Raw genomic sequence first — 24,320 nt, 5'->3', positions numbered from 1 at the left:
CGATGGAGACCCGAGCGAATTATATCCTGATCGGTGCGTTCACCCTTGCCGGTATTCTGGGGGCCTTTGGTTTCTTCCTGTGGCTCGCCAAGTTCGAGGTGACGCGGCAATACGCCTATTACGATGTGCTGTTCGACAATGTCGCCGGGCTGTCAGCCGCTGGTGGGGTCAACTACAACGGTCTGCCTGTTGGCCAAGTGATCTCGTTGAAGCTGGATGACGACGATCCGTCGAAAGTGCGGGTCCGGCTTGAGGTGGACGCGGATATTCCGGTGACGAAGGAAACCATCGCACAGCTCCAGTCGCTGGGGGTGACCGGTGTTGCCTATGTCGAATTGTCGGGTGGCTCGCCCGGCGCCGAGCGTTTGCCGCAGGACAGCGTCATCCAAAGCAAGCGCAGTTCGATCCAGTCCCTGCTGGAAGGTGCGCCCAAGGTACTGGACAAGGCGTTGACCTTGCTTGAAGACCTGAACTCGGTCGTGGATGAAAAGAACCGCAACGCCGTGTCCGAGATCCTCGGCAATCTGGCCTCGGCCTCGGGACGGCTGGACAAGACGCTGTCGGATTTCGAAAGCTTGTCCAGCGATCTGGGCAGCGCCGCCAAGGAAATTGGGGCCTTTACCAAGCGTCTGGATACGCTGGCCGACACCGCCGAGACAACGCTGACCACCGGGACCGATACGCTCAAAAGCATCAAGGACGCATCAGAATCCGCCAAAACTGCGCTGGAAACCGCTAATGGCACACTGCAGACGGCGCAGACAGTGATGACCGAGGATATCCGACCGTTCATCGAACGCGGCTCGCGGCTGGCCGATCATCTGATCGTGTTGTCCGAAGAAGGCAGCATCACGCTGGGCACCGTGACCGAGACCTTTGCCAATGCAAACACCACGCTCAGTTCGATCAATTCCGCCATGGACACCGCCAAGGCGGCGCTGGCCTCGGCGGAACGCGCCTTTGACTCGGCCAATCGCGTGATGGACGAAGACATTGCGGCGGTTGCGGCAGATGTGCGCAAGGCGGCCAATCAGGTGGCCTCGACCGTGTCGAACATCACCGAGAAGATCGACAAGATTTCCGACGATATCCTCAGCGCTTCGCAATCGGCATCGGACCTGCTGGGTACCATCGACGGGATTGTGCAGGACAACCGCCGCCAGGTCTCGGACTTCCTGCGGGTGGGTCTGCCGCAATTCGTGCGGTTCATCGAGGAATCGCAGCGTCTGGTCATCAGCCTCGACCGGCTGGTCGACAAGGTCGAACGCGACCCGGCCCGTTTTCTCTTAGGCACCCAAGCATCGGAGTTCCGCCAATGATCCGGCCTTTTCTTCTGACCCTGGCTTTGGTTTCGCTGGGCGCGTGTACGGGCCTGGATACACTGCGGCAGGCATCAAAGCCCAACGACCTGTATCTGCTGACGCCCAAAAGCACGTTCTCGTCTTCTTTGCCTCGCATCCAGAAACAGATTGTGGTGCAGGAACCTATCGCGACGGCGGCCGTCAACACAGATCAGATTGCGGTTCAGCCGACACCCTTGCAGGTGCAATACCTGCCCCGCGCCCGCTGGGCCGACCGTGCGCCGATCATCGTGCAGTCTCTGCTGGTCGAAAGCTATGAAAACTCGGGCAAGGTGGCCGCCGTGGGGCGGTCAACGGTCGGGCTGCGGGCCGATTATGTCATCGCCCCCGATCTGCGCGAGTTTCAGGGTCATGTGATCACGCGAGACGACAATTCCACCACGGTTCAGGTCAAGGTGCGTCTGAACATCAAGGTGATCGACGAATATAGCGACAAGATCATCGCCTCGGCCTCGTTCGAAGAGAATGTCATCTCACCCACGGACCAGACCCCCGATCTGGTCGCAACCTTCGACGAGGCGCTGGGAGACACCATGCGCGATGCGGTGGAATGGAGCGTGCGCACGATCCATAGGCATGTTCAGAACAACCCGCGCGACATCCCCAGCTAGGCCTAGAAACGGCTGGCCGAGGCCGCCTGCCAATCCGCAGCGAACTCTTCGGGGATTGTTTTGCCCAGCAACGCGCCGTCGTCCAGAAAACTGTAGAGTTCGGCATATGACCGTTCCCGCTCATCCGCGGTCCGGCGCCGAATATCGGAAGGCTGCAGGTCGGAAACCTTTTCCTTGCCCATCGCGCCCAGAATCTCGCGGAAGCTTTCCAGCGTTGCGTCGTGATAGCGATGCACCCGTTGCCGTTTCTGTGGCACGTTCACCGCACGACCCCGGATCGGGTCCTGCGTCGCCACCCCCGAGGGGCAACGATTGGTGTTGCAATGCAGCGCCTGAATGCAGCCCACCGCAAACATCATAGCCCGCGCCGCATTGCACATATCGGCCCCCAGCGCGAATTTCTCGACCATATCGAAGCCAGTGGCCACCTTGCCCGCGCAGATCACGCGGATCTTGTCGCGCACACCGATGCCGCGCAGGCAGTTGTTGACGAAAATCAGCGCCTCGTTCAGCGGCATCCCCAACCGGTTGGTGAATTCGACCGGCGCAGCCCCGGTGCCGCCCTCGGCCCCGTCGATGGTGATAAAATCGGGCAGAATGCCGGTTTCCAGCATCGCCTTGCAGATCGCCATGAACTCGGACGGGTTGCCGATACACAGTTTGAACCCGATCGGCTTACCACCCGACATCTCGCGCAGGTGCTGCACAAACTCCATCAGCTCGGTCGGGCCGCCAAAGGCTGAATGCGTCGGCGGAGAGATCACGTCCTGATGCACGGGCACCCCCCGGATCTCGGCGATTTCTTCGTCGACCTTGGCGGCGGGCAGCACCCCGCCATGCGCGGGTTTGGCCCCCTGCGACAGCTTGATCTCAATCGCCTTGACCACGTCTTTGCTGGCCTTCTCGGCGAACTTGTCCTTGTCGAAGCCGCCCTCGGGGGTGCGGCATCCGAAATATCCGGTGCCGATCTGCCAGATGATATCGCCACCCTCGGCCAGATGATGCGGGGACAGCCCGCCTTCGCCGGTGTTATGGGCAAATCCGCCATCCTTCGCGCCTCCGTTCAGCGCGCGGATCGCATTGGCACTGAGTGCGCCGAAACTCATGGCCGAGACATTCAGCCGCGACGCATCATAGGGCTTTTCGCATTGCGGCCCACCCAGCATCACCCGTTCTTCGCTTTCAGCGACATGCTTGGGAGACAACGAATGGTTCGCCCGATGATAGCCGACGGTCATGATGTCGTACTGGGTGCCGAAGGCCTGGGTGTCCACCTGCCCCTTGGCCCGCGAATAGACAAGGCTGCGGATGATGCGGTTATAGGGCCGCCCACTTTCGTTGGTTTCCACGAAATACTGCCGGATTTCGGGGCTTACAAACTCCAGCATGTATCGGAAATGGCCCAGAACGGGATAGTTGTTCAGCACGTTATGCTTGGTCGTCAGCATGTCGTAGAGGCCAATCACGGCATAAGGCACGAGAATGACCAGCAGCCAATAGGCGGGCGGCCAGAAATACCCCAGCAGCAGGGTCAGCGGCAAACACACGTAGCTGAGGATATAATAGAGCCTGCGAACAATCATTCCCGATCTCCCTGGGTGACGCCGAAAGCGGCGCGGCCGTGGCCTTGTGCTGTCCGTGACCGTGGAACAGATTGACCTTTCCGCGCAAGCCCTTATGGGCAATCCCGCAGTAACGGTTGCTTCATCGACGCGGTTGATCCGCACAATTGCAATCTGTATGCCGAAAGAAACACCCAGAGCAGGATCAACCCAGTGCCACCAACAGCGCCTGCATTCCGCCATCGCGCCCTGATGTATGTGGCGGTTTTTGTTGGCGGTGCTGCGGGTTCGCTGCTGCGCGAGTTTTTTGCGGTGCAGATTCCCGGCGCGCCCTTCCTGACAGCGACCTTCGGGATCAACATCGTAGCGTGCTTTATCCTGGGCTGGCTTTACGCGGTGCGCCACCGGGTTCATGCCCATGTGCTGCATCTGGGCGCGGTGGGGTTCTGTGGTGGCCTGTCGACGTTTTCCTCCTTCGTGGCCGAGTTGGAGCGGCTGGCCGAAACCGGCAGCGGCATCGTCGTCATAGCGGTTGTGGCCGAGATCGTGCTGGGATTGGGGGCCGCCATTCTGGGCGAGGCGCTGGGGCGTAGGCGGCCTCCGACGGAGGCCCAAGAATGAGCGGCTTCTATCTGCACGTCATGTTCGCCATCGGCGGTGGTCTGGGTGCGGTTCTGCGCCATTGGATCGCCCTGCGCGTGACGCATGATCTGCCATATGCAACCCTGATCGTGAACGTGTTGGGCAGCCTGTTGCTGGGCCTTTGGATTGGCTATCTGGGCGGCCCCGTCGAGATGGGTGAGGAAGCAAAGCGGCTTGTCTTCGGCTTTTGCGGCGGGTTCACCACGTTTTCCAGCTTTGCCTACCAGTCGCTGCAACTGCACCGCGAACGCACAATTGCGCTGGCGGCGGGCAACATCGTGCTCAGCCTTGTATTGTGTTGGTTCGCGCTATGGCTTGGGCTGGTGCTGACGGGTGGGCTTACATAGCGTGCATATGCATCCGTAGGGCCAGATTGCCCAGAATCCACACCGTTCCACCGATGATGATCAGCAGCACGAGGGTTGAGAACAAGATCAGGTCCAGATCCTCGCGGCTGCTGCGGCGGCGGTCGATATGCAGGAAATAGACCAGTTGCACGACCAGCTGTGCCAGCCCCAGCAGGCCGATGGTCATGTAAACCCCCGGCGTTTCGATCCCATAGCGATAGGCGATGGCGAACACGGTCAGCGTCAGCAGCAGCGAGCCGCCATAGCCGATGACATAGCGGCGACGTTCGCGGCGGTGCAGTTCGGTGCGTTTATCCATAGGTCAGCCCTCCGAAATACACGATGGTAATGATGCCGATCCAGATCAGGTCGAGGAAGTGCCAGAACAGCGCCAGCCGCACCACGCGGGACATCACCAGATCGGTCAGACCAAAGACTCGCAGTTGGATGCCCAGCACGATCAGCCACAGACACCCGGCGGCCACGTGCAGCCCGTGCAGCGGCACCAGACCGTAGAACGCCGACAGGAACCCGCTGCGCTGAGGGATGCCCCCAAGGGCGGCCATGTTCATGAAATCGCGGATTTCCAGCACCAAAAAGCTGAGCCCCAGCACCAACGTCACGCCGAACCACAGCACAATCCGCGCGCGCGGCAGATTGTATTTCAGCGCCAGCATCGCCAGCCCCACCGTAAGACTGCTGGTCAGCAGGATCAGGGTCTGGGCAAAAATGCTGTGGAGATCAAACAACTCATGCGGCCCCGGTCCGCCCGCCTGCGCGTCGATCATGGTGATGTAGATGGCGAACATCAGGCCGAAATAGACCAGATCGCTCATCAGAAAGACCCAGAAGCCGAAGGTGACAACCTGCGCGGCCTTGTCCGCGCTGGCGTGATCTTCGCCAAGGTTGATGCCGGGATAGCTGTGCTTGGGTGCGCGCCTCATGTCACGGCCTCCAGATCCGGGCGGGCAAGGCCGCGGTTCTCAGGGGCGCTTTCATGGTCGCGGTCCACGGCCGGGGTGCTGTGAACCAGTGCCAGCCATGCTTCGTGATCCTTGCGGACCTCTTCGGCCGGAATGATGACCTCGGTGCTGGTATCGAAACTCCAGATGATGACGGCGAGGATCATGGCAACGGTCATCAGCGCCGCCAGCCACCAGATCCACCAGACCAGCGCGAACATCCACACACCGCTGAGCACGCAGAGGATGAACCCGATACCCGTGTTGCGCGGCATCTCGATATCCTCATAGGAGTCCGGCGTGGGATAAGCCTGACCGCGTTCCTTGGCGGCGGCAAAGTCGTCGCGGTCGGTGACCTGCGGGATGATGGCGAAGTTATAAGGCGGCGGAGGCGATGGGATCGACCATTCCAGCGTCCGCCCGTCCCACGGGTCGCCCACCGGCGCGCGCGCCTGATCGCGGTCGCGGATGCTGACCCAAAGCTGGATCAGGACCGAGAATAGCCCGCAGGTGATCACCAAGGCACCGATGACGGCGGTGATCATATAGGGGTGAAAGCCCGGGTCTTCCCAACTGAATGACCGGCGCGGCATGCCCATCAGACCGACGAAATAGAGCGGCATGAAGGTCAGCAGGAAGCCCACCGTCCAGCAAAAGACCGAGACGCGGCCCCAGAACTCGTTCAGGCGGAACCCGAAGGCTTTGGGGAACCAATAGTTATAGGCGGCCAGCAGGCCAAACAGCACGCCGGGCAGCAGCGCATTGTGAAAATGCGCAACGAGGAACAGCGTGTTGTGAACCTGATAGTCAACGGTCGGGTTGGCAAGGATCACCCCGGACAGGCCGCCGATTACGAACAGCATCAGGAAAGCGAGGCTATAGAGCATCGGCACCGAAAACCGGATGCGTCCCCGCCACAGCGTCGCCATCCAGTCATACACCTTCACCCCGGTGGGAATGGCGATCAGCATCGTGGCGATCCCGAACACCGCATTGATCAGCGCGCTTTGGCCCATGGTAAAGAAATGGTGCAGCCAGACCGTGAAGGACATGATTGCGATCGACATGGTGGCGATGACCAGCGAGTTGTAGCCATAGAGCCGCTTGGCCGAGAAGGTCGCAAAAACCTCGGAATAGATGCCATAGGCAGGCAAGACCAACAGATAGACCTCGGGGTGACCGAACAGCCAGAACAGGTTGGCGTAGTTCATCATATTGCCGCCAAGGTCATTGGTGAAGAAGTGGAAATCCAGATACCGGTCGGCGGCCAGCAGCAGCGCCGCAACGCCAAGCGGAGGCATGGCAAAGATGATCAGGATCGAGCTGCAGATGATCGTCCAGCAATACATCGGCAGCCGCATGAACTTCATCCCCGGCGCGCGCAGCTTGTAGATGGTGACGGCGAAGTTGATGCCCGTCAACGTGGTGCCGACACCCGAGACGACGATGGCCCAGATCCAGTAATCCGGCCCCACGCCCGGATTGAACGCAGCCCCGGTATAGGGCGGATAAGCGGTCCAGCCGCCGGTCGAGAACTCGCCCACGACCAGCGAAACCATTAGCATCATGCCCGCCGAGACGGTCAGGCCCAGACCTATCTGGTTCATCACCGGAAAGGCCACGTCGCGCGCGCCGATCATCAGAGGGATCACATAGTTCGCAACACCGAACACGAAGGGCACGGCGACGAAAAACACCATGATTGTCCCATGGGTACTGAAAAGTTCAGCGAAATGTTCGGGTTCCAGAAATCCGTCCCCCGGCCCTGCCGCCTGTTGGGCGCGCATGACGACGCCCTCCAGCACACCGCGCGCCAGCATGACAATAGCAAAGACTATGTACATGATGCCGATCTTCTTGTGATCGGCGCTGGTCAGCCAGTCGCGCCAGAGCGTCCCCCACAGACGGAACCATGTCAGCAGACCGACAACGGCCACAACACCGATGATCACGATGGCAGCGGCGGCGTTGGCAATGATCTCGTTCGCGCTGGGGTTCTGGATCAGACCCGTAATGGGGAAGGCGTCCCAGTTTAGGCGGCCAAGAAAACCTGTCTCGGTGGACGTCATTGGCTGGCCTCCTGCCCAAACGCGGTGGTTCCGGGTTGCTGATCCCGCGGCAGGGGCGCGCCGCTGTGATAGCGGTGCAGGATCGACTGGAACAGGTCGCCGTCCTCCAACGTGAAATAAAGCGCGTTGAGCGGCATGAGTGGTGTGCCCAACGCGGCCTGAACCTCATCCCGGTCCGTGCGCATGGCGAGCGTACGATATGTATCCTCGGTTAGCGGCCTGCCATGGGCTCGGACGCTTTCGACCCATGACTGGAAATCGCCGGGCTGCATCGCTTGGGTCAGGAACTTCTGCTTGGTGAAGCCACGGCCATTATACTGTGTGTTCTCGCCCTGCATGGTGGCGGGCATATCCGCCGCGACATGCAGTTGGGTCGTCATCCCCGGCATCGCGTAAATCTGCCCGGCCAACGCCGGGATCAGAAAGGACTGCATTACCGTATCCGTGGTCAGCGTCATCGCCACCTGTTGTTTGATGGGAATGCCCAGCTCTCCGACCGTGGCGATGCCAAGGTCGGGGTAGATGAACAGCCATTTCCAATCCAGCCCGACCACCTGCACCCGCAGCGCTGGTTCCTCGCCAAAAGATGCTGTGTAAGGGTCAAGTCGGTGCGTGGCCTTCCACAGATAGAAGGACAGGATTGCCACGATGGCGACCGGCACGCCCCACATCAGAAATTCCAGCCCCGCAGAGAAATCCCAATGGGGCTTGTAGGCTGCGGGGCTGCCCTTGCGGCGGCGATAACGCAGGGCGATCAGCGGCACCAGTACCAGCACCGGAATGACTGCAATCAGGATCAGCGCCGTCGCCCGCAGAAGATGTGTCTTTTGAACCGCCGCAATCGGGCCCTGCGGATCCATGAAACTGTCGCTGGCCCCGGCTGTCTGGGCCGACACCAGCAGCGCCGCCAGAACGGGCCCTGCAACAGCAAAAATCCGGGAGATGGTCACGCCTGCTCATCCTCTAGCGACCGGGGTTCCCGGCAACTATCGGCAGAGTCAGAGGATTTCTCAAGACCTTTTCCAGAGAGACCCCGATCCCGCCCGGTTGACACCGGGGGCCGATGCGCGCGAGACCTTGGGAATGCGACTGGTCGGTGTTCTTTTCTGTCTGCTGGTGATTGCCACCTCGGCGCTTGCGCAGGATCGCGCGTCGGTTGAGCGGCAGTTTCAGAACTGGCTGCAACAGCAGGTCTGGCCGCAGGCCAAGGCCAAGGGCGTTTCACGGCAGACTTTCCAGCAGGCCTTTGACGGGGTCACCCTGAACTGGGATCTGCCGGATCTGGTGGTGCCGGGGCAGCCCAAAAAGACACCCAAGGCGCAGCGGCAGGCGGAATTTGGCGCGCCCGGGCGCTATTTCAACGCGGGCTCTGTGCAGGGCGCGGCATCCGTGGGGCGCAAGATGGCGCGGCGTCATGCCGAAACGCTTGCGCGGGTCGAGGCGCAAACCGGCGTGCCCGCCCGTATCATTCTGGCCATCTGGGGGCGCGAAAGCGGTTATGGCCAGGTCCCGATCCGTCACAATGCGTTTCAGGTGCTAGGCACCAAAGGGTTTATGAGCACTCGCGCGGAATATTTCACCGAGGAACTGATCGCGGCGCTGCAGATTGCCGAGGCCGGCCACACGCGGGTGTTGAAAAGCAGTTGGGCAGGTGCGCTGGGGCAGCCGCAATTCATGCCGACCAACTTTCTGACCTATGCCACGGATGGAGACGGCGACGGGCGCGCCGATATCTGGGGATCCGAGGCGGACACGATTGCCTCAATCGGCAGCTATCTGGCACGGCACGGGTGGGAGACGGGGCGCGACTGGGGGTTCGAGGTGACGGTCCCGCCTGAGGTTTCGTGCACGCTTGAGGGCCCGGATCAGGGCCGTCCGATCCGCGATTGGGCTGCGATGGGGATCACGCGGGTCTCGGGCCGGCCTTTTCCGGCGCATGAACTGGCAGGCGAAGGTTATCTGATGATGCCCGCAGGCCGCCATGGCCCTGCTTTTGTTGTCACATCCAATTTCTATGTCCTCAAGGATTACAACACTAGCGATCTCTACGCGTTGTTCGTTGGCCATATCGGTGACCGCATTCAGTATGGTGTGGGGGATTTCACGGGGCGCTGGGGCAAGGTCGGAGGGCTCTATCGTTCTGACATCGCGGGGATGCAGCAGGCGCTGGTTCAACAGGGCCACGATGTCGGCGGTGTCGACGGGCTGCCGGGGTACAAAACCCGCCGCTCGATCGGGCGCTGGCAGGAAAGCGCGGGTCGCGCGGCAACCTGTTTCCCCGAAACAGCGATGAAGACTCGCCTGCGCCCCTGAGTCGATCACTGATTCGCCGCGTGCAACCGTGCCCCGAGACCTATTCATCAGGTCATATATGTAGGGGTTCACAAAAATGTCATTGCGACGGGGCGTTTCAGAATTTTATTTCGAATGCCCCGGTCGTTACGGTTTCATTCGATATTTGATCACAGTTTTGCCCCCAAAACCCTTTACCTTTGCCCAAAAACTGGCACGTTCCGCGCCAGTGAAAGACGACTTTCGCAGTTGAGTTTCTGACAAAGCTGGCTTCCGGGACCCGAAATTTTCGGCCCCTTATGCGATCTAGATCAAAGCAGAGCCCCAGCAGATGCCGGAAACAAAATGGTAGACGGGCCGCATCACGCAGGTGGCGCGGTCATCAGACACCAAGAAAAATGGGAGTAAACACATGAACCGAATCATCCGAACCTCGTTGGCTGGGCTTATGACCTCGACCATCATCGCCGGTGCCGCTGTCGCTGCAGGAACGCATCCGGAAACCGGCGAAGCGCTGGCCGATGATCAGACCTTTACCTATCGTATCCTCGACGAACACAGCTCGGTCGACCCGCAGGTGGTCGAAGATGTCTCCGGCGCCGAAATCGTGCGCGACCTGTTTGAAGGCCTGATGAACCAGGACGAGGCAGGCAATCTGGTTCCCGGTGTGGCCACCGGTTTTGAGGTCAACGACACCAAAGACGTCTACACCTTCACCCTGCGTGACGATGCCAAATGGTCCAACGGCGATCCCGTGACCGCAAGCGATTTCGTCTTCGCCTGGAAGCGTGCTGTCGATCCCGAGCTGTCCTCGCCCTATGCATGGTTCATGGAACTGATGTCGATAGAAAACGCTGCCGAGATCATCGCGGGCAATGCATCCGTTGACGATCTGGGCGTCAAGGCCATCGACGACAAGACGCTGGAAGTCCGCCTGAGTGCCCCCCTGCCCTATTTCCCGCAGATGACCACGCACTCGACCACCTTCCCGGCCCCGCAGAAAGTGATTGAAGAGTTTGGCGACGCTTGGACCAAGCCTGAAAACATCGTCTCGAACGGCGCTTATGTCCTGACCGAGCATCTGCCGCAGGAACGTTCGGTGCGTGAACGCAACGAGATGTACTGGGATAACGACAACACCATCATCGACACAGTTGTCGCACTGGTTATCAACGATGAAAACGTTGCCCTGACCCGCTATCTGGCAGGTGAACTGGACCGCACCGAAATCCCCGCCGGTCAGTATCCGCGCCTGAGCCAGGAACACCCGGAAGAAGCCATCAGCTTCCCGCGTCTGTGCAACTACTACTATACCTTCAACCTGTCCGAAGGCGGCCCCGAGGCGTTCAAGGACCCCAATGTCCGCCAAGCGCTGTCGCTGGCTGTTGACCGCGCGATCATCACCGAAAAAGTGATGGCCGGTGGTGAGCCGCAGGCCTACACTTTCGCGCCCGAAGCGACCGCAGGTTTCACCGTTCCGGCGGTCGAAATGGCGTCGATGAGCCAGGCTGAACGTGATGAGCTGGCCAAGGAACTGCTGGCCGAAGCAGGCTATGGCCCCGACAACCCGCTGAGCTTCGAAATGGTCTACAATACCTCGGAGAACCACAAGAAGGTTGCCGTGGCTCTGAGCCAGATGTGGAAGCAGAAGCTGGGCGTCAATGCCGAGCTGGCGAACATGGAATGGAAAGTGTTCCTGGAAGAGCGCGGCAACCAGAACTTTGAACTGGCCCGTGGCGCATGGTGTGGCGACTACAACGAAGCATCGACCTTCCTCGACCTGCTGCAGTCGGACTCGGGTTACAACGACGGCAAGTTCAACAACGCCCGCGTTGACGAACTGTTGAAAGAGGCCAAAACCTCGGACGATCCGGCACCGCTGTACACCGAGGTTGAGCGCATCATCGCACAAGAAACCCCGGTTATCCCGATCTACCACTACGCTGGCGTCTATATGATGGACAGCGATGTCGGGAACTGGCCGGTCAATAACGTCGAGCAGAACTGGTACTCGAAGAACCTTTACAAGATCGCCGAGTAACCGTCTTTGAACCAAGCCCTGCTCCGGGACCGCCCCGGGGCAGGGCCAATAAACACGGGGGCAGAAAATGCTTGCCTATAGTCTGCGGCGGCTGCTGGTCGCCATTCCGACGATCCTGCTGCTGGTCGTCGCTTGTTTTTTTCTGATGCACGTCGCGCCCGGCGGGCCCTTCACCTCGGAACGGCCTCTGCCGCCGCAGGTACTGGCCAATATCGAGGCGCGCTACGGGCTGGACCAGCCGCTGTGGAAGCAGCTTTGGGACTATCTGTATAATATCGTGGTGCATTTCGACTTTGGCCCGTCCTTCAAGTTCAAGGACCGGGACGTCAATGACATCATCGCGCAGGGTTTCCCGATCTCGCTGACCTATGGTTCGCTGTCGTTTCTGGTGGCGACATCCATCGGTGTCGCGCTGGGTATTGCCGCTGCGATCAAGCACAATAGCTGGATCGACTATTTCGCCGTCGGTCTGGGCATTGCCGCGCAGGCGCTGCCGAACTTCATCATGGGCCCGATCTTGATCCTGACCTTCACCCTGTGGCTGGGTTGGCTGCCGGGCGGTGGCTGGCATGGCGGCCAGTGGCAATATCTGGTCATGCCGGTTATCGCGCTGGCGACCTCGTATATGGGCTCGATCGCGCGGATCACCCGGTCGTCGATGCTCGAGGTTCTGAACTCGAACTTCATCCGCACCGCACGGGCCAAGGGTCTGCCGACCAGAACCGTGATCTGGCGTCACGCACTGAAACCGACCCTGCTGCCGGTCGTGTCCTATCTGGGGCCGGTCTTCGTCTACGTGCTGACCGGTTCTGTCTTTGTCGACATCTACTTCTCGACCGGTGGTCTGGGTCAGGCCTATGTGAACTCGGCGCTGGCGCGGGACTATGCGGTGCTGCTGGGTGTCACGATCCTTTATGGCACGCTGACCGTCATCGTGAACCTGCTGACCGACCTGGCCTATGCCTGGTTCGATCCGAAAATCCGCTACTGAGGGGCTGGCAATGCTTGGAAAATCTCAAAAAGCCGCCCAACTGGCCGAAGACGTCACCGACTACACGGCCATTCAGGGGCGATCGCTGTGGCAAGATGCGCGGCTGCGCTTCGTGCGCAACAAGGCCGCGATGGCGAGTGTCTTTATCCTTGGCATGATCGTGCTGTTCACCATCTTCGGGCCGTATTTCGCGGTCTGGAGCAACGAAGAGATCGACTGGAACGTCATGGGTGACGTGCGCGGCATGGGGATGCCATCGGTCGAGACTGGGCACTTTTTTGGTGTCGATGATCTGGGGCGCGACCTTTACAGCCGCGTCATTCAGGCAACCACGACGTCGCTGCTGGTGGGTCTGATTGGTGCCGCGACGGCGCTGATTGTGGGCACCTGTTATGGCATCGCTGCCGGCTATATCGGCGGTCGCACCGACAGCGTCATGATGCGCTTTGTCGACATCCTGCTGGCGATCCCGGCCACGCTGGTCATCATTCTGCTGCTTGTCGTGGCGGGGCGATCTTTCTTCATGTTGTTCATCGCGCTGGGTGCGGTGGGCTGGCTAACGATGGCGCGGATTGTGCGGGGCCAGACCCTGACGCTCAAGAACCGCGAATTCATCGAGGCCGCCCGTGCCGCCGGTGTCAGCGAGTTCACCATTATGTACCGCCACATCCTGCCCAACCTGCTGGGCGTGGTGATCGTCTATGCCTCGCTTCTGGTGCCCGAGATGATCCTGACCGAGAGCTTTATCTCGTTCCTGGGTCTTGGCATCTCCGAACCCTACACCTCGCTGGGTCGTCTGATCGCCGAAGGGGCCGGGACGATGAGCTATGGCACGCTTTGGCAGCTGATGTACCCGCTGACATTCTACGTCACCATCATCATCACGATGTTCTTCATCGGCGATGGTCTGCGTGACGCTCTGGACCCGAAGGATCGCTGATATGAGTTTGTTCTCCGTCAAGGACCTGAGCGTCCAGTTCGACACCCCCGATGGTGTGGTCGAGGCCGTCAAAGGCATCAGTTTCGAGATCAATCCCGGCGAATGCCTTGGCATCGTGGGCGAAAGCGGGTCGGGCAAAAGCCAGACCTTCATGGCCGCGATGGGTCTGTTGCCGCCCGCGGGGCGGGCATCGGGGTCTGCCATGCTGAACGGTCAGGAAATACTGAACCTGCCCGTGAACAAGCTGAACCAGATCCGTGGTGCCGATGTGGGCATGATCTTTCAGGACCCGCTGACTGCCCTGACCCCGCATCTGCGGGTGGGTCAGCAGATGCGCGAAGTGCTGCAGATTCATGAGGGCCTACAGGGCTCTGCCGCCCGCCAACGTTGTCTGGACTGGCTGAACCGTGTGCGTATTCCAGAGGCCGCGCGCCGCCTGGACCAGTATCCGCACGAGTTGTCGGGCGGGATGCGCCAACGGGTCATGATCGCCATGTCGATGCTGTGCAACCCCAAGCTGCTGATCGCGGATGAGCCGACAACGGCGCTGGATGTGACCGTCCAGGCCGACATTCTGGACCTGATGGTACGCCTGCAGAAAGACGAAGGCACGGCGATTGCCCTTATTACGCACGATATGGGCGTGGTGGCGCGGATGTGTGACCGCATTCAGGTCATGCGTCTGGGACAGTTCGTCGAGGCCGGCGACACGCGTGAAATCTTCCGCGCGCCGCAGCACGAATACACCCGCACCCTGTTGGACGCGATGCCCCGCATCGACGCGGGCGACGCGCCCAAGGCGCTGCCTCAGGTCGAAGAACCGCTGCTGAAGGTCGACGACGTCAAGGTGCATTTCCCGATCCACGTCTCGGGCGGGTTGTTCGGGCACAAGGTCCCGCTCAAGGCCGTTGACGGTGTCAGCTTTGACATCCGCAAGGGTGAAACGCTGGGCGTTGTGGGCGAATCCGGCTGTGGCAAATCCACACTGGCGCGGGCGGTGCTACAACTGATCGAACCCAGCGCGGGCAATGTCAGCTGGCTGGGCCACCCCATCGTCGGTTTGAAAAGGGCCGAGCTGAACAAGTACCGCAAGGACCTGCAGATCGTGTTCCAGGACCCGCTGGCCAGTCTCGACCCGCGGATGACGATCTCGGCCTCGATTGCCGAGCCGCTCAAGACTTATCGCCCTGATCTGACCGAGCGCGAGCGCAAACAGATGGTCAGCGAGATGATGGAGCGTGTGGGTCTGAACGCCAACATGATCAACCGCTATCCGCACGAGCTGTCGGGTGGTCAGAACCAGCGGGTGGGAATCGCGCGGGCGATGATTAACAAGCCAAAGCTGATCATCTGTGACGAGGCGGTTTCGGCTCTTGACGTGTCCATTCAGGCTCAGATCGTTGAATTGTTGCGTGAATTGCAACAAGAGTTTGGCCTCTCGATGATCTTCATCAGCCACGACCTGTCGGTGGTGCGGGCCGTATCGAACCGGATCATGGTTCTCTATCTGGGCCGGATCGTCGAGCTGGGCGATGGAGAGGTGATCTGTTCCGAGCCGATTCACCCCTATACGCAGTCGCTGATCTCGGCCGTTCCGATCCCGGACCCGGATGTCGAGCGCACCCGTCAAAGGCTTAAATTGCCGGGCGAATTGCCCTCGCCCCTGGACCCGAAAGCATCGCTGCGCTTTCTTCCCAGCCGGCTGTCGGCGGGTCAGGAGGACTATGTACCGCAACTCAGCGAGGTCGCACCGGATCATTTCGTGGCCGAACACGACCCTCTCGACGCGATCATGGCCAAAGGCTGAAAATCTGAGCGCCCGCAGTCTTTCACGACCTGCGGGCGCTCAGCCCCTGTATTCTGACAGGTTTCGTTTTGACTCTGCCTCAGAGTTAGTGGCAGATTCCAACTGGTCCCCGTGGCGAAACGCCGGGTACGATTGATTGATGCGGATTTACGTCTTATGGGAACGCACCGGCACGTCATCGCATCCCCGGACAGGCATCGAATATGAGAGGTAACATGACACGCAAGGTCACCAAGGCAATTTTTCCCGTTGCAGGGATGGGGACGCGGTTTCTGCCAGCGACCAAATCGGTGCCGAAAGAGATCATGACTCTGGTCGATCGCCCGCTGGTCCAATATGCCATCGATGAGGCGCGTGCGGCAGGTATCAAGGAGTTCATCTTTGTGACCTCGCGCGGGAAATCCGCGCTCGAGGATTATTTCGACCACAATCTGGTGCTGGAACAGGACCTGAAATCCAAGGGCAAGGACGAGCTGCTTGAGATTCTGAACGCCACCAATATGGAAAGCGGCGCGATTGCCTATATCCGCCAACACAAGGCGCTGGGGTTGGGTCATGCCGTTTGGTGCGCACGCCGACTGATCGGGGATGAGCCGTTTGCCGTTATGCTGCCCGACGATGTGATCGCCGCTGATAAGCCCTGCCTGCAGCAAATGGTCGAGGCTTATGAGGAAACCGGCGGCAACATGGTGGCCGCCATGGAGGTTCCCAACGAAAAGACAAGCTCGTACGGGATTTTGGATACCGGTGAGAATGTTGGCACCGTGGTCCGCGCCAGAGGCATGGTCGAAAAGCCCAAACCTGCCGAGGCGCCGTCAAATCTGGCCGCGATCGGACGTTACATTCTGGGCCCGTCGGTTCTGTATAACCTGAACCAGATGAAGGCCGGCAGCGGCGGGGAGATTCAGCTGACCGACGCCATTGCCGAGGATATCACCAACGGTGTGCCGGTCTTTGGCTATAAATTCGACGGGCAGCGGTTCGATTGCGGGTCCAAGGCCGGGTTCCTGCAGGCGACCGTATCCTTCGCTCTGAATCGTGAAGACTTGCGCGACGATCTGAGCCGCTATCTGCACGACATCGTTACTTCGGATCGTGCCGCCCAATAACGGCACTCTGAGGGAGCAAGCAACATGAGCAAGGTCTATCCGGTCATCCTGTGCGGCGGATCTGGCACGCGGCTCTGGCCGTTGTCGCGCAAAAGCTATCCCAAGCAGTTCGTGCCCCTGATCGGTGAAACCAGCCTGCTGCAGCAATGCGCCGAACGTCTGCGGGGGCCGGACGCCGCGCCTTATGCCAAGCCGTTGATTCTGACCAACGAAGCCTTTCGTTTTGTTGTGCCCGAACAATTGATGGAAATCGGCGTTGATCCGGGGCCGATCCTGATCGAGCCCGAAGGACGCAATACCGCCCCGGCCGTGCTGGCTGCTGCGCTGCATCTGGCGTCGGTCGATGCGGATGCGGTGATGCTGGTGGCCTCGTCGGATCATGTGATCCCCGACACCCAGGCCTTTCACACCGCCGTGGCTGAAGGCGTGCGCACCATCGCTGATCGCGGTGATCTGGTGACGTTCGGCATCACGCCCGACCGGCCCGAGACCGGGTATGGTTACCTCAAACTGCGTCACACGCCGGATGCGTCCGGTGTTGCGGTGCCGCTTGACCGGTTTGTGGAAAAACCCGATCTGGACAATGCAAAGGCGATGGTGGCCGAGGGCAGCTATCTCTGGAATTCGGGTATCTTCCTGTTTGCCGTGCGCGACATTCTGCGGGCCTTTGAACAGCACGCCCCTGACCTCATGGCTCCGGTTCGGATGGCGGTCGATCAGGCGCAATCCGATCTTGGCTTTCTCAGACTTGATGCTGAGGCCTGGGGCGGGGTTCAGGATATCTCAATCGACTATGCGGTGATGGAGAAGGCCGACAACCTCAGCGTTGTGCCCTATGCCGCCGGATGGTCCGATGTGGGCAGTTGGTCCGCGGTGCAGGAACTCAGCAACCCCGACACCAATGGTGTTGCAACGGCCGGAGAGGTCACGGCCATAGATTGCAAGAACGTGCTGGTCCGCTCGGAATCCCCTGCGCAAGAAGTCGTGGCGATGGGGCTTGAGAATGTGATCACGGTGGCCATGCCCGACGCGGTGCTCGTGGCCAGTATGGACAGGGCGCAGGATGTCAAGCAGGCGGTTGCGGCGCTGAAGGCGAAGGGCGCGAAACAGGCGGAATCGCTGCCGGTCGATCACCGACCCTGGGGCTGGTTCGAAAGCCTCGTGATCGGCGACCGGTTTCAGGTCAAACGCATCCATGTCCATCCCGGCGCTTCGCTGAGCCTGCAGTCGCATCACCACCGGTCCGAGCATTGGATTGTGGTCGAAGGTACTGCCGAGGTCACCATTGATGACAAGGTTCAGTTGGTTTCGGAAAACCAGTCGGTCTATGTGCCACTCGGCGCTGTGCACCGGATGGTGAACCCCGGCAAGGTGCCGATGGTTCTGATCGAGGTACAGACCGGCACCTATCTGGGCGAAGACGATATCATCCGGTACGAGGATATCTACGCCCGCGATTAGGGGGCACATTCCTTAACAAAGGACAAAACGGGCGTTCGGCCCGGTCAGGTGGGATTCACGCGGATCACGGCAGGGTGGCGCGCAATCATCACCGGACCGACAGCCACAGGAGGACGCCCGTGCCACAGAACTCACCCCGATTGGACCTGCCCTATCTGCAACCCGCGCAAGCCCAGAAACACGTCACCCATAACGAGGCGCTGCGAGCGCTGGATTTGGTGGTACAGCTGAGCGTTACCTCGGTGAACGCTACTACGCCTCCGGCGGCCCCGGAACAGGGTGAGACCCATGCATTGGGGGCGTCCCCCACCGGTGACTGGAGCGGACAGGCCAACAAACTGGCCGCGTGGATTGACAATGGCTGGCATTTTCTGACGCCGGGTGCGGGTTGGCGAGCTTGGGATCAGGGCACGGGGCAGATCAAGGTCTGGAACGGATCGGACTGGATCGACCCACCGGTCAACACTCAGAACCTGACCGGGGTCGGTATTACCACCAGCAGCGACAGCACTAACCGTCTGGCGGTGCGCAGCCCGGCCACCCTGTTGACCCATGAGGGCGGCGGGCATCAGTTGAAGATCAACAAGGCCGGCGCGGGTGATACAGCCTCGCTGCTGTTCCAGTCGAACTGGACGGGTTATGCCGAAATGGGCCTGTCGGGCAGCACCGAGTTTTCCATCAAGGTCTCGCCCGATGGCGGCAACTGGTCCGAGGCGCTGCGGATCGACGCCACGACAGGCACGGTAAGCGGTGCGGCAGTACAGAACAGCGCGGATGATACCACGCCGGGTCGTCTGATGCGGGCGGATTACGGATACGGGCCAGGCAATGTGCTGGGTGCGGTGTCCGAAAGCGGCGGCACCCCCGGTGGAGCTGTGATCGAACGCGGCAGCAATGCGAATGGTGATTTTGTGCGCTTCGCCGACGGCACCCAGGTTTGCACCGTGACGCCTGGTGCGGTGGGCTGCACCACCGCAACGGGTGCGCTTTTTGCCAGCGCTTCGGCCGATTGGGATTTCCCGGTCGCCTTTGCCGCTGGCACAACACCAGCCCTTAGCGGCAGCGGCGGAGGCACCGCGCGCTTCGTGGGATTCGATGCACCGTCAGAGACGCAGGCCAGCTATCAGGTGATGGCAGCGGCATCGGACGCGACTGCTTTGTCGCCGACGCTTATGGCGGTTGGCCGCTGGTTCTGATGTTCCAGACCGTCCGGCCCAAAGGTTCGGGCGGTCACAAATCCGCGGTCCAGACGCGATAGCGGCCCTGTCCTGTCACTTCCCGGATCAGCCCCCTGCGGGTGAACTTGTCCAGATTTCGCTGGGCAGCGGCGCGCGAGGATTGGGTCAACTCTTCGGCCAGCGGTGTCGAGACCATCGGCCACGCCGTCATCACGTCAATCAGGACCGGAGGCGTGCGCCCGCTGAGGTCAGACGTGGCCTCTCGGGCGCGAACCTCCCATGCGCTGATGCGGTCCAGATGCAATAGCGCCGCAAGCGCGGCCTGACCCGCCCCGGTGACCCACGCGTACAGTTTTTCCCCGACAGTTCCAGCCCCGCGCAGCGCACCCGGCCCCGACAAAGCCAGCGGCATGAACAACGCCCCGCCCCGCCCCATCGTGGAGGCATGGCGGGCCGCGACGATGGCGGCCTCGGTATCCTGTCCGATGCCGGGCGAGAATGCGCGCCACGCATGAAAACTGATCGCCGCCTGTGTCATGGGATGCAGGCCGTCGGCGCTGCGCATGACCTCGGCCAGATCGGCGACGGCCTCGGGGACATCCTCGATCCCCTGCGCCTGACGGTCGAGGAAGGCGGTCAGCCCAGCATCCCAGCCGCCGTCGGATGGCCCGGCACCCGAGGTCAGCCGCCGCACCGCCCAACCCGCCCGATACAAGGCCTGCACATCGTCACTGGTGGACCCGATCCGCAGCCCCGTCCATAGCGCCAGCCGATCAACCCCGATCCGGTCGCCTGTCCACCATCCCAGATCCGAGACCTCCATCAGCGCCAGCCGATGTCCCCACCCCGCAGGGCCCGCGCGCAGACGTTCGTCCAGCGCACCGAAGGTCAGGGCCAGATCGGCAAGTTCGGCGGACAGTTCGGATTGCGCCGCACGCCAGTCCCGGGCGTCGAACAAAAGGCTCTGTTCAGGCCTAGGCCCGTGGGTCAGCAGATCGTGCGCCTCATCCTCGTCTGCCGGAGGGAGGAACCACAGGTCCTCATCGTCGGGCGGGTCGGTGTCGTATATGCTGCGGGGCCACTCCTCGGTGGCCTCGTCATCCGGGTCCGGTGTCAAAGGTTTGGGCGTCATGGCGGATATTCTTCGGCCATTTGTGGCGGTTCACAAGGGGTATTCGGCCGATCAGCCGGTGAACGCACCCGTCAGGATGTTCAGCCCGCCATCCAGATCGGTCTGCGGATCGCTACCCAGCAGCATATAGCCATACCCGTCGCGCGCCCAGGTGGCCGTTGCCAGACCGCTGAGCACCGCGCGGTTCACGTCCTTCGCCGGGGCCCCGTCGCCCTGTCGGATGACACAGAAGGCAAAGGGTTGGCCCTGCGCGTCGGCAAAGACGATCTGAACCAGAGGTTTGCCCTTGAAGGACAGGACCTGCGCCCGTTTCAAATCGAGGCCGGGCAGATTTTCCAGCACATCCCGGTTCAGCGACCGGCCCAACTGCGCCTCAGCCTGCGCGAATTGCGCGTCCAGAGCCTCGGGCGAATTGTCCAGTGCGGCGATGGTTTCGGGGACATAGAGTGATTGATAGATCGCCGCTTGCTCCGCCCAGCCCGGATCAGCCGGGCGCGTGGCCCAAAAGGTCGCCGAAACAGCGATAACCCCGACCGAGGCCGCGACCGCCAGCAGGCGCAAAGGCCCCGCCGCAGCGCGCGACGGGGCGGATGGCGGCAATTCGACCTCGGGGGCCACAGCGGGAACATCTTCAAACGCTTGCTGCACGGCTGCGGCGAACGGGTCCAGCGCCATCAGCCGCGCCTCGAGCGCGGGATCGTCGGCGACGGCATCTTCCAGGGCGCGCATGGCGGACTCGTCCAGACTGCCGTCCAGATAGGCCAGAAGCGTCTCGTCCGAAAACTTCATTTGCCACTCCGTCGCGCGGTTTCAGCATCCTCGTGCTGCATCACGGTTTTCAGCTTTTGCCGGGCGTTGGACAACCGGCTCATGATCGTACCGATGGGAACGTCCAGCATAGCAGCCGCTTCGCGGTAGCTGTATCCTTCGACAAATACAAGCATTACGGTCTCGCGCTGCGCCTCTGGCAGTTGCATCACTTGGGTAAACACCTGAGCGGCAAAAATATTCGTTTCTGAATCGGGTCCGACCGCAATTAAATCCGCCTCGGGCGTGACTGACAGCGCCTGCGCCTTGCGGACCGAGCGCGCGCGCAGCTCGTTCAGCCAGATCGAGCGGCAAATGGTCATCAACCAGCTGTCCAGCCGGTCATAGGATGTAACCTGATGGTGCTTTTCCAACGCCCGCAGCGCCGTGGCCTGCAACAGATCATCTGCCGCGTCCGGGACCCCCGACAGGGCGAGGCCAAACCGCCAGACCCGTTTCGAATGGGTCTGGATTGCGCCGCGGACGGCCTGTTCGGTGTTTGGTTCAACACTCATCGAATAAAACGCGACCTGTGTGTGTTTGTTCTGTCACGGGGCCGGGCCCGCCTGGTCTGAACTGGCATAGACTCTGGAGGAAAGAAATGAAACTTCTGATCACAGCATTCACGATTGCGTCGGCGATTGTTGCAAGCCCTGCCTTTGCGGGTGGTTGGGCACTGAACCCCGATGCTTCGCATCTGGCCTATGGCACCATCAAAATCGACGATGTAGGCGAGGTCAATTCCTTCACCAATCTGTCCGGTCAGGTCGGCGAGGATGGCACGGTCGAGATCGGCATCGACCTGTCTTCGGTCGAGACCCAGATCGACATCCGCAACGAACGCATGATCGAGCATGTTTTCCGCAAGGCCGCCACCGCCACGCTGAGCGCGCAGATCGACATGGCGGCGGTCTCGGCGCTGGATGTGGGCGCGTCCGAGGTGGTCGCGGTTGATGCGGTGCTGTCGCTGGTCGGGACCGATGTCAGTTTCGAGACCGAGATGTTCGTGCTGCGCCTGTCGGACACGGCGGTCATGGTATCCACCAACGACATGGTGTTCATCAGCGCCGAAGATGCCGGAGTAACTGCAGGTGTCGATAAGCTGATGGAGCTGGCCGGATTGCCCGGGATCACCCGAACAGTGCCGGTTACCGCACGGCTGATGTTCACGCGCGAGGGTTAATTCGCCGCGGCGCGGCGGGCCGTCATCAGCGCCAACAACTCGTCCCTGGTCCGGGTAATGTGGGCCGCAAGCAAGGCACAGGCCGCCTCATCCTGACCGGCCTGGGCCAGCCGCAGCAGTTCCTGATGTTCGGCACGGGCGGGCTGACGTTGCTGCATCACGCTCAGATGCATCCGCACATAGCGGTCCGATTGCAGCGAGACCCGGTTCAACAGCTCATTCGTCAGGCCCCGATCTGCTGCTGCATAGAGTGCGGCGTGAAACTGGTGGTTCAGCGCGCCCCACTGACCGACATCATTGGCGTCATAGGACGCCTCCATCTGTTGCAGGATATCGCCGCAGACCGCATGATCTGCCGCGGTCATCACCGGGATGGCGCGGCGGAACAGATCAACCTCAAGCAGGACGCGCAGGTCGAAGATTTCGGCGATCTGGTCCGGCGAATGTTCGGTGACGGACGCGCCGCGATTGTTCGTCAGCACCACCAATCCCTCGGCATCCAGCTGCTTGAGCGCTTCGCGCACCGGCATCCGCGAGACGGCATATTCCTCGGCCAGTGCCTCTTGCCGGATGGTTGCACCTTCAGCCAGATCACCGCTGAGGATCCGTTCGCGCAGGTCATTCGCAATCACGTCGGGAAGGCTCTGCCGGGCTATTGCGCGCTTTGTCGTCAAGGGGATATCCGTTTTTGCATTTTGGATACAAATACCCGGCTAAACCCGGATTTCCAACCTCAAAGCCCGGTGCAGAGTTGAACCGGGCAGCCTTTCCCCGCTATCCAGTTTCCAGAAGTCTGGGAGGCTAGATATGAGCGCAACGGTCCGACTATCACCGGATGAGATCAACGATCTGTGTCTGCGGGTGCTGAGCAAAACCGGCTATGGCCCCGATCATGCACAGGCGATCGCCGAAATGCTGACGACCTGCCAGATGGACGATTGCCAGTCACACGGGTTGTTCCGCCTGTTCATGTGCGCCCAGACCATGCAGGCAGGGCAGATCGACGGCCATGCGGCGCCGGTTGTTGCCCCGTCCGAGAACGCGGTGGTGCGAGTGGATGCGCGGGGCGGCATGTCCCTGCTGGCATTCCGACAGGCGCTGCCGGTGTTGATCGACAAGACCCGCGCGCATGGGATTGCTGCAATGGCGATCAACCGCTGTTTTCACTTCTCGGCGCTCTGGCCCGAGGTTGAACGTTTGTCCGCCGCCGGTCTGGCCGCGATGGCGATGGTGCCCAGCCATGCGTGGGTTGCCCCCGCAGGTGGTACGCGGGGCAGTCTGGGCACGAACCCTCTGGCCTTTAGCTGGCCGCGACCCGGGCAGGATCCGTTCACTTTCGACTTCGCCACCAGCGCCTTTGCCCGGGGTGAGATCGAGCTTTACAAACGTGCCGGAAAACCTCTGCCCGAAGGGGTTGCCATAGACACGCAGGGCAACCCCACCACTGATCCGCAGGCGGCGCTGGACGGGGCAATGCTGACTTTCGGCGGATACAAGGGCTCGGCCTTGTCGATCATGATCGAACTGCTGGCCGGGCCGCTGATCGACGATATGACCAGTCTGGACAGCATGGATTTTGCCGGGACCGCAGGCGGCGCGCCCTATCACGGCCAGATCGTGATCGCCTTTGACCCCGACCTGTTCAGCGCAGGCCAAGCGCAGGCAGGTTCGGCCCGTGCCGAGCGCCTGTTTGCCGACATTCTGGATCAAGGCGCGCGACTGCCCTCGCAACGCCGCTATGCCGCTAGGACGCACAATCATCAGCGCGGCTATGCTGAAATATCACGGCAATTACACGACGACCTACTCGCGTTACTGGACTGAG

Annotated in this window: 23 protein-coding genes; 14 read left to right on the top strand and 9 right to left on the bottom strand. The window is 61.1% G+C overall.

Annotated elements, in window-relative coordinates; all coding sequences use genetic code 11:
- The first annotated feature begins 2 nt into the window (after positions 1-2).
- Entirely contained in the window at positions 3-1,319 is a 1,317-nt protein-coding gene (locus tag ACR0J1_RS14070) for an MlaD family protein (protein ID WP_480733402.1), read from the top strand.
- Positions 1,316-1,972 carry an ABC-type transport auxiliary lipoprotein family protein gene (locus ACR0J1_RS14065; RefSeq protein WP_480733403.1) on the top strand — a complete coding sequence of 219 codons (657 nt, stop codon included), beginning with the start codon at positions 1,316-1,318 and terminating at the stop codon, positions 1,970-1,972. Before ACR0J1_RS14070 ends, ACR0J1_RS14065 begins: the two co-directional genes overlap by 4 nt.
- A 2-nt stretch (positions 1,973-1,974) precedes the next feature.
- Here ACR0J1_RS14065 and ACR0J1_RS14060 read toward each other — a convergent pair whose 3' ends face one another.
- Positions 1,975-3,555 (bottom strand): FMN-binding glutamate synthase family protein, encoded by a 1,581-nt coding sequence (locus tag ACR0J1_RS14060; RefSeq protein WP_480733404.1) that lies wholly within the window; start codon positions 3,553-3,555, stop codon positions 1,975-1,977.
- Positions 3,556-3,747: 192 nt separating this feature from the next.
- Between ACR0J1_RS14060 and ACR0J1_RS14055 the strand changes: the two genes are divergently transcribed.
- Positions 3,748-4,155 carry a fluoride efflux transporter FluC gene (locus tag ACR0J1_RS14055; protein WP_480733405.1) on the top strand — a complete coding sequence of 136 codons (408 nt, stop codon included), beginning with the start codon at positions 3,748-3,750 and terminating at the stop codon, positions 4,153-4,155.
- Positions 4,152-4,523, top strand: a complete 372-nt coding sequence (gene crcB, locus ACR0J1_RS14050; protein ID WP_480733406.1) for a fluoride efflux transporter CrcB — start codon at positions 4,152-4,154, stop codon at positions 4,521-4,523. Before ACR0J1_RS14055 ends, crcB begins: the two co-directional genes overlap by 4 nt.
- Here the strand turns inward: crcB and ACR0J1_RS14045 are convergent.
- Genes ACR0J1_RS14045 through ACR0J1_RS14030 form a run of 4 tightly spaced genes read right to left on the bottom strand, consistent with a single transcriptional unit; the run spans position 4,516 to position 8,504 of the window.
- Positions 4,516-4,842: a cytochrome o ubiquinol oxidase subunit IV gene (locus ACR0J1_RS14045; RefSeq protein WP_480733407.1), complete on the bottom strand. Its 327-nt coding sequence runs from the start codon at positions 4,840-4,842 to the stop codon at positions 4,516-4,518. The genes crcB and ACR0J1_RS14045 overlap by 8 nt on opposite strands.
- Positions 4,835-5,467, bottom strand: coding sequence for a cytochrome c oxidase subunit 3 (locus tag ACR0J1_RS14040; protein WP_480733408.1), 633 nt, complete (start codon positions 5,465-5,467; stop codon positions 4,835-4,837). The genes ACR0J1_RS14045 and ACR0J1_RS14040 overlap by 8 nt, the downstream gene beginning before the upstream one ends.
- Complete coding sequence (locus ACR0J1_RS14035; protein WP_480733409.1) at positions 5,464-7,554, bottom strand: cbb3-type cytochrome c oxidase subunit I; 2,091 nt, start codon at positions 7,552-7,554, stop codon at positions 5,464-5,466. The genes ACR0J1_RS14040 and ACR0J1_RS14035 overlap by 4 nt, the downstream gene beginning before the upstream one ends.
- The gene (locus ACR0J1_RS14030; RefSeq protein WP_480733410.1) at positions 7,551-8,504 is read right to left on the bottom strand and encodes a cytochrome ubiquinol oxidase subunit II; all 954 of its coding nucleotides are present in this window, start codon (positions 8,502-8,504) and stop codon (positions 7,551-7,553) included. The genes ACR0J1_RS14035 and ACR0J1_RS14030 overlap by 4 nt, the downstream gene beginning before the upstream one ends.
- 133 nt (positions 8,505-8,637) lie before the next feature.
- Between ACR0J1_RS14030 and ACR0J1_RS14025 the strand changes: the two genes are divergently transcribed.
- The 8 genes from ACR0J1_RS14025 to ACR0J1_RS13990 all read left to right on the top strand — a co-directional run bounded on the left by ACR0J1_RS14025 (position 8,638) and on the right by ACR0J1_RS13990 (position 19,391).
- A complete protein-coding gene (locus tag ACR0J1_RS14025; protein WP_480733411.1) occupies positions 8,638-9,867 on the top strand; it encodes a lytic murein transglycosylase in 1,230 nt (409 codons plus the stop codon).
- A gap of 391 nt (positions 9,868-10,258) precedes the next feature.
- The gene (locus ACR0J1_RS14020) at positions 10,259-11,887 is read left to right on the top strand and encodes a peptide ABC transporter substrate-binding protein (protein ID WP_480733412.1); all 1,629 of its coding nucleotides are present in this window, start codon (positions 10,259-10,261) and stop codon (positions 11,885-11,887) included.
- Between the two features lie 67 nt (positions 11,888-11,954).
- Positions 11,955-12,878: an oligopeptide ABC transporter permease OppB gene (oppB, locus tag ACR0J1_RS14015; protein WP_480733413.1), complete on the top strand. Its 924-nt coding sequence runs from the start codon at positions 11,955-11,957 to the stop codon at positions 12,876-12,878.
- A gap of 10 nt (positions 12,879-12,888) precedes the next feature.
- Positions 12,889-13,818: an ABC transporter permease subunit gene (locus ACR0J1_RS14010; RefSeq protein ID WP_480733414.1), complete on the top strand. Its 930-nt coding sequence runs from the start codon at positions 12,889-12,891 to the stop codon at positions 13,816-13,818.
- 1 nt (position 13,819) lies between these two features.
- Positions 13,820-15,625 (top strand): ABC transporter ATP-binding protein, encoded by a 1,806-nt coding sequence (locus ACR0J1_RS14005; protein ID WP_480733415.1) that lies wholly within the window; start codon positions 13,820-13,822, stop codon positions 15,623-15,625.
- 215 nt (positions 15,626-15,840) lie between these two features.
- Positions 15,841-16,734, top strand: coding sequence for a UTP--glucose-1-phosphate uridylyltransferase GalU (gene galU, locus ACR0J1_RS14000; RefSeq protein ID WP_480733416.1), 894 nt, complete (start codon positions 15,841-15,843; stop codon positions 16,732-16,734).
- A gap of 24 nt (positions 16,735-16,758) precedes the next feature.
- On the top strand, positions 16,759-18,195 hold the full coding sequence (locus tag ACR0J1_RS13995; protein ID WP_480733417.1) for a mannose-1-phosphate guanylyltransferase/mannose-6-phosphate isomerase: 1,437 nt from the start codon (positions 16,759-16,761) through the stop codon (positions 18,193-18,195).
- A 119-nt stretch (positions 18,196-18,314) separates the two neighbouring features.
- Positions 18,315-19,391, top strand: a complete 1,077-nt coding sequence (locus ACR0J1_RS13990; protein ID WP_480733418.1) for a DUF2793 domain-containing protein — start codon at positions 18,315-18,317, stop codon at positions 19,389-19,391.
- Positions 19,392-19,425: 34 nt separating this feature from the next.
- On the opposite strand, the gene ACR0J1_RS13985 is transcribed toward ACR0J1_RS13990, so the two are convergent.
- From ACR0J1_RS13985 to ACR0J1_RS13975, 3 genes are read right to left on the bottom strand one after another with little or no spacing between them, the layout of a single operon-like run.
- Positions 19,426-20,505 (bottom strand): helix-turn-helix domain-containing protein, encoded by a 1,080-nt coding sequence (locus tag ACR0J1_RS13985; protein WP_480733419.1) that lies wholly within the window; start codon positions 20,503-20,505, stop codon positions 19,426-19,428.
- Positions 20,506-20,556: 51 nt separating this feature from the next.
- Positions 20,557-21,294, bottom strand: a complete 738-nt coding sequence (locus ACR0J1_RS13980; RefSeq protein WP_480733420.1) for an anti-sigma factor family protein — start codon at positions 21,292-21,294, stop codon at positions 20,557-20,559.
- A complete protein-coding gene (locus ACR0J1_RS13975; protein ID WP_480733421.1) occupies positions 21,291-21,827 on the bottom strand; it encodes an RNA polymerase sigma factor in 537 nt (178 codons plus the stop codon). The genes ACR0J1_RS13980 and ACR0J1_RS13975 overlap by 4 nt, the downstream gene beginning before the upstream one ends.
- Positions 21,828-21,913: 86 nt before the next feature.
- Between ACR0J1_RS13975 and ACR0J1_RS13970 the strand changes: the two genes are divergently transcribed.
- On the top strand, positions 21,914-22,495 hold the full coding sequence (locus tag ACR0J1_RS13970; protein ID WP_480733422.1) for a YceI family protein: 582 nt from the start codon (positions 21,914-21,916) through the stop codon (positions 22,493-22,495).
- Here ACR0J1_RS13970 and ACR0J1_RS13965 read toward each other — a convergent pair.
- The gene (locus ACR0J1_RS13965; protein WP_480733423.1) at positions 22,492-23,169 is read right to left on the bottom strand and encodes a GntR family transcriptional regulator; all 678 of its coding nucleotides are present in this window, start codon (positions 23,167-23,169) and stop codon (positions 22,492-22,494) included. The two genes, ACR0J1_RS13970 and ACR0J1_RS13965, sit on opposite strands and share 4 nt — an antisense overlap.
- Before the next feature lie 133 nt (positions 23,170-23,302).
- Between ACR0J1_RS13965 and ACR0J1_RS13960 the strand changes: the two genes are divergently transcribed.
- Positions 23,303-24,319 (top strand): Ldh family oxidoreductase, encoded by a 1,017-nt coding sequence (locus ACR0J1_RS13960; RefSeq protein ID WP_480733424.1) that lies wholly within the window; start codon positions 23,303-23,305, stop codon positions 24,317-24,319.
- Position 24,320: the final 1 nt, after the last annotated feature.

Source organism: Ruegeria sp. CJ3 (genome assembly GCF_056536725.1).
Note: the sequence above shows the minus strand (reverse complement) of the source record. Positions and strands in the feature narration are given on the sequence as shown.

What these genes read in the sequence shown, in the direction of transcription:
- galU (WP_480733416.1), top strand. Translation starts at nt 15,841, where the DNA reads ATGACACGCAAGGTCACCAAGGCAATTTTTCCCGTTGCAGGGATGGGG.
- crcB (WP_480733406.1), top strand. Translation starts at nt 4,152, where the DNA reads ATGAGCGGCTTCTATCTGCACGTCATGTTCGCCATCGGCGGTGGTCTG.
- ACR0J1_RS14010 (WP_480733414.1), top strand. Translation starts at nt 12,889, where the DNA reads ATGCTTGGAAAATCTCAAAAAGCCGCCCAACTGGCCGAAGACGTCACC.
- ACR0J1_RS14035 (WP_480733409.1), bottom strand. Translation starts at nt 7,554, where the DNA reads ATGACGTCCACCGAGACAGGTTTTCTTGGCCGCCTAAACTGGGACGCC.
- ACR0J1_RS13980 (WP_480733420.1), bottom strand. Translation starts at nt 21,294, where the DNA reads ATGAAGTTTTCGGACGAGACGCTTCTGGCCTATCTGGACGGCAGTCTG.
- ACR0J1_RS14025 (WP_480733411.1), top strand. Translation starts at nt 8,638, where the DNA reads ATGCGACTGGTCGGTGTTCTTTTCTGTCTGCTGGTGATTGCCACCTCG.
- ACR0J1_RS14045 (WP_480733407.1), bottom strand. Translation starts at nt 4,842, where the DNA reads ATGGATAAACGCACCGAACTGCACCGCCGCGAACGTCGCCGCTATGTC.
- ACR0J1_RS14065 (WP_480733403.1), top strand. Translation starts at nt 1,316, where the DNA reads ATGATCCGGCCTTTTCTTCTGACCCTGGCTTTGGTTTCGCTGGGCGCG.
- ACR0J1_RS14070 (WP_480733402.1), top strand. Translation starts at nt 3, where the DNA reads ATGGAGACCCGAGCGAATTATATCCTGATCGGTGCGTTCACCCTTGCC.
- ACR0J1_RS14020 (WP_480733412.1), top strand. Translation starts at nt 10,259, where the DNA reads ATGAACCGAATCATCCGAACCTCGTTGGCTGGGCTTATGACCTCGACC.
- ACR0J1_RS13985 (WP_480733419.1), bottom strand. Translation starts at nt 20,505, where the DNA reads ATGACGCCCAAACCTTTGACACCGGACCCGGATGACGAGGCCACCGAG.
- ACR0J1_RS14060 (WP_480733404.1), bottom strand. Translation starts at nt 3,555, where the DNA reads ATGATTGTTCGCAGGCTCTATTATATCCTCAGCTACGTGTGTTTGCCG.
- ACR0J1_RS14005 (WP_480733415.1), top strand. Translation starts at nt 13,820, where the DNA reads ATGAGTTTGTTCTCCGTCAAGGACCTGAGCGTCCAGTTCGACACCCCC.
- ACR0J1_RS13975 (WP_480733421.1), bottom strand. Translation starts at nt 21,827, where the DNA reads ATGAGTGTTGAACCAAACACCGAACAGGCCGTCCGCGGCGCAATCCAG.
- ACR0J1_RS13995 (WP_480733417.1), top strand. Translation starts at nt 16,759, where the DNA reads ATGAGCAAGGTCTATCCGGTCATCCTGTGCGGCGGATCTGGCACGCGG.
- ACR0J1_RS13970 (WP_480733422.1), top strand. Translation starts at nt 21,914, where the DNA reads ATGAAACTTCTGATCACAGCATTCACGATTGCGTCGGCGATTGTTGCA.
- ACR0J1_RS14040 (WP_480733408.1), bottom strand. Translation starts at nt 5,467, where the DNA reads ATGAGGCGCGCACCCAAGCACAGCTATCCCGGCATCAACCTTGGCGAA.
- ACR0J1_RS13960 (WP_480733424.1), top strand. Translation starts at nt 23,303, where the DNA reads ATGAGCGCAACGGTCCGACTATCACCGGATGAGATCAACGATCTGTGT.
- oppB (WP_480733413.1), top strand. Translation starts at nt 11,955, where the DNA reads ATGCTTGCCTATAGTCTGCGGCGGCTGCTGGTCGCCATTCCGACGATC.